This is a genomic window from Achromobacter sp. (assembly GCF_057314935.1).
In genome coordinates this window covers 1-6648 of sequence record NZ_DBHKZA010000070.1, presented here as the reverse complement: position 1 = coordinate 6648, position 6648 = coordinate 1, and the positions used below count along the sequence as shown (strand labels likewise).

The window sequence follows — 6648 nt, the reverse complement described above, 5'->3', positions numbered from 1 at the left end:
GGCGAGTATCGACCGGGCGGGTGGCGCCTCCCCGTCGCGTCCGCGCGACGCCCGGCGTCCCTTTTGAATCATTGACATTGCCCGCCCGCGGCTTGCAGTAATCTGGCAGCGCCCCTACCTACCGGACGCGCCCGCCATGAACTTCCTTGCCAGCGCCACGCTGCTTCGCCGCCGGGACGGCCACGAAGCCCGCGTCACCTATGTGGAACTGTTCTTCGACCTGGTGTACGTCTTTGCCGTGACGCAGCTGTCGCACAGCCTGCTGCACGACTTGACGCTGATGGGCGCGGTGCATACGCTGGTGCTGTGGTTCGCGGTCTGGCTGGGGTGGCAGTACACGTGCTGGGTCACCAACTGGTTCGACCCCGACGCCATCCCCATGCGGATCATGCTGTTTGCGGTGATGCTGGTGGGCCTGATCGCCGCGGCGGTCCTGCCCGGCGCGTTTGGCGACAACGGCCTGATCTTTGCCGTCTGCTATGCGCTCATCCAGGTGGGCCGCACCCTGTTCATCGTGCTGCACCTGGGGCCGAACCACCCGCTGGCGGCCAATTTCCGGCGCATGCTGGGCTGGCTCGGCATTTCCGCCGTGCTGTGGATCGCGGGCGGCCTGGCCTCGGGCGAAGCGCGGCTGGCGCTGTGGATCCTGGCCGTGGCCTGCGAATACATCTCGCCGATGTTCGGCTTCCGGCTGCCCGGCATGGGGCGGTCTTCTACCCGCGACTGGACGATCGAAGGCGGGCACCTGGCGGAACGGTGCCAGCTGTTCGTGATCGTGGCGCTGGGAGAAACCCTGCTGATCACGGGCGCCACGCTGGGCGAGCACCCGCACTGGGACGCCCCCACGCTGATCGCGCTGCTGGTGGCCTTTCTGGGCACGGCAGCGATGTGGTGGGTGTACTTCGACACCAGCAGCAAGGACGGCAGCGAAGCCATCGTGCACGCCTCGGACCCGGGCCGCATCGGCGCCTATTTCCACTACGTGCACGTGATCCTGATCGCAGGCGTCATCGTATCGGCCGTAGCCAATGAACTCGTCATCCTGCATCCGGACGGCCGCATCGCGACCCCGGCCGCCGCTGCGCTGATCGGCGGCCCGGCGCTCTACCTGTTGGGCAACGGCATCTACAAGACGGTGGTGTACGCCCGCTTTCCGCTGTCGCACGTAGCCGGACTGGTGTTGCTGGCGGCGCTGGCGCCCGTGTCGTACGTGACCGACAACCTGATGGTGGGCGGCCTGACCACGCTGATCCTGATGCTGGTGGCGGCCTGGGAAAGCGTGTCCCGGCGCCGCGCGGCGCGCGCCACGCGGTAGGCCTGGCGCGCCGTCAACTGCGCCGCTTGCCGAACACGGACTTCGGCGTGCGGCCATGGAAACGCGTGAACGCCGCGCTGAAATTGGCGGGATGCCGGTAGCCCACGCGATAGGCGGCCTGTGCCACCTGGCAGCCGGTTTCCAAGAGTTCCCACGCCCGGCGCATCCGCAGTTCCGTCAGCAGCCGGTGCGGACTGGTCCCGTAGAGCTTGCGGAACCCCTCCTTCAGCTTGAATTCGTTCAGCCCCGTGGCCAGGCACAGGTACTGCACGGTCAGGTCGCGGTCCATCTGCTCGTGCATCAACGCCCGCGCGGCTTCCAGCCGGCCGATGTCGGCCTGGCTGAGCCGGCCCGCTTCCGGTGCCGGCGCCAGGCCGCGTAATTGCCGGGACAGCAACGTCAGCGCGCGGATGTGCGCGTCCAGGGGATCGGCGCCTGACGCCAGTTCGATTGCCATGGCAGCCAGCTCGGGCGTCGTCCTGCCCTGCGACAGGCACCGCAAGCCGCCAGCGCCGAGCAGGCTTTCCGCGCGGTCGTCGCCGGCATAGCGGCGCAGCACTGGTTCGCCCACCAGCAAGCGCAATTGCGACACGGTGGCGCCGCCGGCATAGCGGCGTTCGCCCTGGCTGCGTTGAAACGCGGTGACGGTTGTGTGGCCGCCGCGGAAATCCAGGCCGGCGCCATCCACGCCCCGATAGGCCGACACGCCCTGCATCGCCAGCGTGATCACCAGCGTGCGCGCGCCATACCCGGCGGCGTTCTCTTCGACCAGGTCGCGCTGCGGCGTGTACTGCGAATGCACCAGGGTCAAACCGTCGTCCAGTTCCAGCCTGTCCGCGCGGCAATCGCCCAGCTCCTGAGGCAAGGCAACACGCCGCCAGCCTGGGCGGGGGCTCTTGCCCGGTTGGGCAAGCAAGGACGAAACACGCATGACCATGAGGGCTTTCCTGTGCCGGCGCCGTTTTGCATACGGATGGATCCGGAACGCATATGAATGTGAATGATAGTTGTTCTCATAAAGAAATACCATCTTCGGGACGGCCGCACAAGGATAGCGGCCGCTTGAGTCTGCACAGGAAGCCCGATGATCCCGCCCCGCCCTCTTACGCCCATCGCCTGGGCCTTGCTTTGCCTGGCCGCCGCGCCTGCCGCGCGCGCCCAGCCCCCCGCCGAATTGCCCGCCATCACCGTCACCGCCGACAAACAGGAACGCGCGCTGGAAGACGTCCCCTCCAGCCTGTCCGTATTCGACGGCGACATGCTCGAGGCGCAAGGCATCCAGAACGTGGAATCCCTGCAAGCCATCACGCCCGGGCTCAGCTTCCAGCCTTTCGGCCAGGCGGGCGTGAACTCGCCCGTCATGCGCGGGCTGTCCGCCAACTTCTTCTCGTTCTCCACATCGACCTTGCTGGTCGTGGACGGCGTGCCCACGCTGACGGCACAAGGGTATGACGACCCGTTGCTGGCGATCGACCGCGTGGAAGTGCTGCGCGGCCCGCAGTCCACGCTGTACGGGCGCAACGCCGAGGCCGGCGTGATCAACATCCACACCCGCCAGCCCGACAACACCTTGCGCGGCCAGGTCTCGGCCGAAATCGGCAGCCGCGACCTGCGTGTGATGCGCTTCGACTTAAGCGGACCCTTGGTCGAAGACAGGCTGTACGCGAGCGTCGCCGGCGCCTGGCGCAGCCAGAACGGCTTCATCGACAACACCTACACGGGCCAGCGCGAAGACGACCGTGAAGTGCGCAACGGCAAGATCGCGCTGCGCTGGACGCCGTCCGCGCGCACCGACGCCACGCTGCGCTACGCGCAAGTGGACTACCGCGACGGCGCGGCCCTGTGGGGGTCGCCTGATGCGCCGCGCGACACGGTGGCCTCGGGCACGCCCAGCTGGAACCGGTCCATCGGCCGCAGCGCATCGCTGGCCGTGAGGCATGATTTCGATGCCGGCTTGCGCCTGTCTTCGGTGACGGCGTGGAACGATTTCCGCGACCGGGTGCAGCAAGACACCGATTTCCAGCCCGCCGACCTGTTGCATATCCAGCGCGACCACCAGTTCAGCAACCTGTCGCAAGAGCTGCGGCTGGAAGGCGATTGGAACCGCGCGCATTGGCTCGTTGGCCTGTACGCGGACGGCGACGACCACGACCTGCGCAATACCCAGAAAATGCCGCGCGGCCTGGCGGAAAGCGTGGTCAAGCTGCGCGGCAATTCCACTGCCGCGTTCACCCACTGGACCGTGCCGCTGGCTGGGCGCTGGACGGTCGAGGCCGGCGCGCGCGTCGAACGCGACGAGATCCGCTTCCGCCCCGAAGGCGATACGCAGCGCCGCGCCGACTGGACCCGCGTGACGCCGCGCGTCGCGCTGCAATACGCGTTCGCGCCGCGCCAGCAGGCGTACCTATCCGTGTCGGACGGGTTCCGCGCGGGCGGCTTCAACGTCTTTTCGCCCGCCGCCAATTACGCCCCCTATCAACCCGAAACGCTGCGCGCCTACGAGATCGGCGCCAAGGGCTGGCTGCCCGGCAACCGCTTGCGCTATTCCAGCGCCGTCTACGTGATGACGGTCAAGAACATGCAAGTGCAGCAGATGCCCTTGCCCGGGCTGGTCTACGTGACCAACGCCGCGTCGGCCCGCTCCGTCGGCGCGGAATTCGAACTGGAATACCTGTTGGGCGACGGCTGGTCGGCGCAGGCCGGGCTGGGCCTGAACCGCACACGGTTCTCGCGCTTCATGGACGGCGCCGCGGACTATAGCGGCAACCAGAATCCCTTTGCGCCGCGCATCAACGGCTACGTCAGCGCGCGCTATGACGCGTCCGCCGGCTGGTATGCACAGGCGTCGCTGACCGGCACCGGCCGCGTCTATCTGGATGCCGCCAACCGCTATTCCCGCAACGGCTACGGCCTCATCAACCTGGCCGCCGGCGTCACCGTGCGCCAGGTCGAGATCACCGCCTACGTCAACAACCTGGCCAACCGCCGCTACGACGCGGTTGGCTATCAGAACGGCATCGTCACCGTCTACAGCCCGCCGCGCGAAGCCGGCTTGCGATTCACCTGGCGCATCTGACAAGGACCCTCTCTCATGCATACCGACCTTTCCCATCCCATGCAACGCTATTGGAACCTGGCCGCCGCCGCCATCCAGGCCGCGGCGCTGGACGCCGCGCTGGAACGCGGCGTGCTGGATCACCTGACCGAACCTGCCAGCGCCGCGGAGGTGGCCCAGGCCCTATCCCTGCGCCCTGAGCAGATGGCGCATCTGCTGGACATGCTGTGGAGCCTGGATCTGCTGCACCGCATTGACGGCGACCCGGTGCGTTACCGGTGCCAGCCCCTGGCGCAGGCGTATTTCTGCCAAGGCCAGCCGGGCTATTGCGCGGATGCCTGGCGCTACCGGCGCCGTTCGCTATCGCACTTCAGCGAACAATTGAACGAACTGCTGGACCTGGACAGCCCGCCGCCCGATCCCTACGTGCAAACCAACGCCACCGGCTGGGCCAACGCAGCACGCGTGCAGATCGGGCAGGAGCAACGCGCCATCGCCGTGGCGGCGGCGCGCGAGGCCATCGCCTGCGTCCCCGGCGCCGCCGACGCCCGCCGCATCCTGGACCTGGGAGGCGGCCCGGGGCTGATCGGCATCGCGCTGGTGCAAACCCGCCCCGACAGCACGGGCGTGGTGTTCGACTGGCCCGAGACCGCCGCGGTGGCGCACGAGAACATCGCGCAGGCCGGCTTGGCCGGCCGCATGACCGTGATCGGTGGCGACCTGGCGGTGGACCCCATCGGCCAGGGATACGACCTGATCTGGTGCTCGTCGGTCCTGCATTTCCTGCCGGACCCGGCCGCGACGCTGCGCAAGATGCATGACGCGCTGGCGCCGGGCGGGCAACTGGTGATGGCGCACGCCGAGATCCCCGCCGACGCCCGCGCCGCCGCCCGCTTGCTGCCGTACTACCTGCCGATGCTGCTGCTGGGCCGCCGCGTGACCCGTGCGGGCGAACTGGGCCGGATGCTGCAAGACAGCGGCTACCAGGACGTGCGCGGCTTTGACGCCGACCGCTTTCCGATGGCGCCCGTGCATGTGTTGACGGCCCGCAGGGCTGCGGCATGAGCCCCGGCGTTCGCAACGGCCTGCGGCAGGCGCTGTTCGGCTGGCTGAACCTGGCGTTGACGGCGCCTGGCGTCTACTTGTGGCTGGGCCTGCCGCTGGTGCTGCGCCAGCACGGCTGGTCGGGCATCGCCATCGGCTTGTTCCAGCTGGCCAGCCTGCCCACCGTCTTCAAATTCCTGTTCGCCCTGCCTCTGGATCGCCCCGGAAGGCGGCGCGGCAGCTATCGCGTCTGGGCGGTCGCCCTGTTGGCGGCCTATGCGGCGGCGCTGTGCGCGTTGGGGTGGCGCGACTTGCTGGACGACGCGCGCGTGCTGTTCGCCTTGGCCACCGCTGCAGCCCTGGCCGGTACGTGGGCCGACGTGCCGGTCAACGCGCTGGCGATCCGCGTCCTGCCCGCGTCCAGCCGCGCCTGGGCAGGCGGCATCCGGTCCATGGCCCTGTGCCTGGGCGCCATCGCCGGCGGCGGCCTGATGCTGGTCGCCCAGGCCCGCTGGGGCTGGCAGGCGCCCTTTGCCATCATGGCCGGCGCGCTGGCGCTGGGCGCGGCGCTGACGGCATTCGTGAAAGAGGACGGCGAGCCCGAGGCGTCTCCCGCCGCCGGCAATGAGCGCCTTGCCCTCGCTCCCATCACTGCCTACTTCCGCCTGGACAGCACCCGCCGCTGGCTGCCCTTGCTGGCACTGTTGTTCCCCTTCATCGGATCCGGCTGGTTCTATCTGAAGCCCCTGCTGCTGGATCAGGGGCTGGCGCCCGAGCGCGTGGCCTGGCTGGTGGGCGTGGCGGGCGGCGCCGTCGGCGCGGTAGCCAGCGCCTTGTCCGCGCGCGGCAGCAAACGCTTGCGCCCCGCCGTGACGGTGCCGTGGCATGCGGCGGCCGGCTGCGGCGCCCTGCTGGCGCTCGCCGCCGCCATCTGGCTGCAGGCCCCGCCGCCGGTGCTGATCGCTTGCGCCATGGGCATCGCCGCCGCGATGGGCGCCACCGCGGCGCTGGCGTTCAGCCTGATGATGTCGCACGCCCGCCCCGGCTTGCAGGCGCTGGACTACGGCATCCAGTCCAGCGTGTTCTCGCTGACCCGCATCCTGGCGCCGCTGGCGGCCGGCGTGCTGATGGATGCCGCGGGTCAGGCGTGGATGGTGACTGTGCTGGGGGTTGCGGCCGCGGGCGTGTGGGTGCTGGCGTTGCGCACGGCGCGGACGTTGCGCTTGTAGCAGTG

Annotated in this window: 5 protein-coding genes; 4 read left to right on the top strand and 1 reads right to left on the bottom strand. The window is 69.1% G+C overall.

Annotated elements, in window-relative coordinates; genetic code table 11:
* Positions 1-136: 136 nt before the first annotated feature.
* The gene (locus tag ACO6D5_RS22600; protein WP_485826609.1) at positions 137-1315 is read left to right on the top strand and encodes a low temperature requirement protein A; all 1179 of its coding nucleotides are present in this window, start codon (positions 137-139) and stop codon (positions 1313-1315) included.
* A gap of 13 nt (positions 1316-1328) precedes the next feature.
* Here ACO6D5_RS22600 and ACO6D5_RS22595 read toward each other — a convergent pair whose 3' ends face one another.
* Positions 1329-2252: a helix-turn-helix domain-containing protein gene (locus ACO6D5_RS22595; RefSeq protein WP_485826608.1), complete on the bottom strand. Its 924-nt coding sequence runs from the start codon at positions 2250-2252 to the stop codon at positions 1329-1331.
* 147 nt (positions 2253-2399) lie between these two features.
* Between ACO6D5_RS22595 and ACO6D5_RS22590 the strand changes: the two genes are divergently transcribed.
* Genes ACO6D5_RS22590 through ACO6D5_RS22580 form a run of 3 tightly spaced genes read left to right on the top strand, consistent with a single transcriptional unit; the run spans position 2400 to position 6643 of the window.
* A complete protein-coding gene (locus tag ACO6D5_RS22590; protein ID WP_485826607.1) occupies positions 2400-4391 on the top strand; it encodes a TonB-dependent receptor in 1992 nt (663 codons plus the stop codon).
* Between the two features lie 15 nt (positions 4392-4406).
* On the top strand, positions 4407-5435 hold the full coding sequence (locus ACO6D5_RS22585) for a methyltransferase (protein WP_485826606.1): 1029 nt from the start codon (positions 4407-4409) through the stop codon (positions 5433-5435).
* Positions 5432-6643 carry an MFS transporter gene (locus ACO6D5_RS22580; protein ID WP_485826605.1) on the top strand — a complete coding sequence of 404 codons (1212 nt, stop codon included), beginning with the start codon at positions 5432-5434 and terminating at the stop codon, positions 6641-6643. Before ACO6D5_RS22585 ends, ACO6D5_RS22580 begins: the two co-directional genes overlap by 4 nt.
* Positions 6644-6648: the final 5 nt, after the last annotated feature.

Coding starts and splice junctions, on each gene's coding strand:
- ACO6D5_RS22600 (WP_485826609.1), top strand. CDS start 137: ATGAACTTCCTTGCCAGCGCCACGCTGCTTCGCCGCCGGGACGGCCAC.
- ACO6D5_RS22595 (WP_485826608.1), bottom strand. CDS start 2,252: ATGGTCATGCGTGTTTCGTCCTTGCTTGCCCAACCGGGCAAGAGCCCC.
- ACO6D5_RS22590 (WP_485826607.1), top strand. CDS start 2,400: ATGATCCCGCCCCGCCCTCTTACGCCCATCGCCTGGGCCTTGCTTTGC.
- ACO6D5_RS22585 (WP_485826606.1), top strand. CDS start 4,407: ATGCATACCGACCTTTCCCATCCCATGCAACGCTATTGGAACCTGGCC.
- ACO6D5_RS22580 (WP_485826605.1), top strand. CDS start 5,432: ATGAGCCCCGGCGTTCGCAACGGCCTGCGGCAGGCGCTGTTCGGCTGG.